This is a genomic window from Corallococcus silvisoli, assembly GCF_009909145.1.
In the GTDB taxonomy this organism is placed as follows: Bacteria; Myxococcota; Myxococcia; order Myxococcales; family Myxococcaceae; genus Corallococcus; species Corallococcus silvisoli.
In genome coordinates this window covers 1-1572 of the sequence record NZ_JAAAPJ010000054.1, presented here as the reverse complement: position 1 = coordinate 1572, position 1572 = coordinate 1, and the positions used below count along the sequence as shown (strand labels likewise).

Below are 1572 nucleotides of genomic sequence, written 5' to 3'. Positions count from 1 at the left end.
GAAGGGAGTGGCGCCTTCCCGCTGAGCGAGGCCGCGAAGGGAGTCGGAGAGGGAGGAGGGGAAGTGGACGGGGAGGGAGGCGCCGCGACGAGACTGGACGGGAGGGCGAGGCCTGTCGGTGGGCAACTCGAGGGCGGCGGGAGCGCCGGAGAGCTGCTGCTTCCAGTAGCGAAGCTGGGAGTCGAGCGTCTCGCCCTGGAGCCACTGGCGCTGCCAGGTGGCGAAGTCGGCGTACTGGACGGGGAGAGGAGCGAGGGAAGGCTCGCGGCCTGAGGAGAAGGCTTCGTAGAGGGCGGCCAGCTCGCGGATGAGGACGCCCATGGACCAACCGTCGGAGACGATGTGGTGCATGGTGACGAGGAGGACGTGAGTCGCGTCGGCGAGGCGAAGCAGGGAGGTGCGAAGCAGAGGCCCGTGGACGAGGTGGAAGGGCTGGCGTGCTTCGAGGGTGGCGAGGCGAAGCGTCTCGGCCTCGCGAGCGGCGCCGTCGAGTCCGGAGATGTCGAGGACGGGGAGAGTCCAGGAGGAGGGGGAGTGGATGCGCTGGAAGGGCTGGCCCTCGTGCTCGAAGAAGGTGGTGCGGAGGGCTTCGTGTCGGGCCACGAGGGCCTCGAAGGAGAGGCGAAGGGCGTCGACGTCGAGGCGGCCGAGGAGGCGCAGTGCGACGGGGAGGTTGTAGGAGGCGTCGTCGGGGGCCAGCTGGTCGAGGAACCAGAGGCGCTGCTGGGCGAAGGAGAGAGGCTGGGGGCCTTCGGCACGGGAGGCAGTGAGGGGAGGAAGGCGGGTGGCGGAAGAGGCGCGTTGCAGCCTCTGGGCGAGGGAGGCGACGGTGGGGGCCTCGAAGAGGGCGCGCAGGGGCAACTCGACGTCGAGAGCGGCGCGGACGCGGGCCACGAGTTGGGTGGCGAGGAGGGAGTGGCCGCCCAACTCGAAGAAGTTGTCGGTGCGGCCGACGGAGGGGACGCGAAGCACCTCGCTCCAGAGTGAGGCGAGAGTCTCTTCGAGGGGGGAGGCGGGGGCTTCGTAGACATTGCCCGCGCGAAGCTGGGAGGCCTCGGGAGGAGGCAGTGCCTTCCTGTCCACCTTGCCGTTGGAGGTAAGGGGGAGTGCCGCCAGGAGGACGAAGGCTGCGGGCACCATGTACTCGGGCAGTCGCTCCTTGAGGAACGAGCGCAGCACGGAGGGGTCCAAGACGTGGCCGGAGGTGGGCACGAGGTAGGCGACGAGGCGCTTGTCGCCCGGCGAGTCCTCCCGAGCGAGGACGACGGCCTCGTGCACCTGGGGATGGTTGAGGAGTGCGGACTCGACTTCACCCAACTCGATGCGGAAGCCGCGCACCTTCACCTGGGCGTCGATGCGGCCGACGAAGTCGAGTTGGCCGTCGTCGCGCCAGCGGACGACGTCACCGGTGCGGTAGAGGCGGGAGCCGGACTCACCGGAGAAGGCGTCGGGGATGAAGCGCTCGGCGGTGAGGGAGGGGCGTCCGGCGTAGCCACGAGCGACGCCGACGCCGCCGACGTGCAACTCACCGCGGACGCCGACGGGGACGGGCTGGCCGTGGGCGTCCAGCAC

At 70.4% G+C, this 1572-nt stretch carries 1 protein-coding gene; it reads right to left on the bottom strand.

The window, feature by feature from the left end; translation table 11 throughout:
- The coding region (locus GTY96_RS37015; RefSeq protein WP_161667171.1) for a condensation domain-containing protein at nt 1–1572 on the bottom strand (1572 nt) is incomplete at both ends.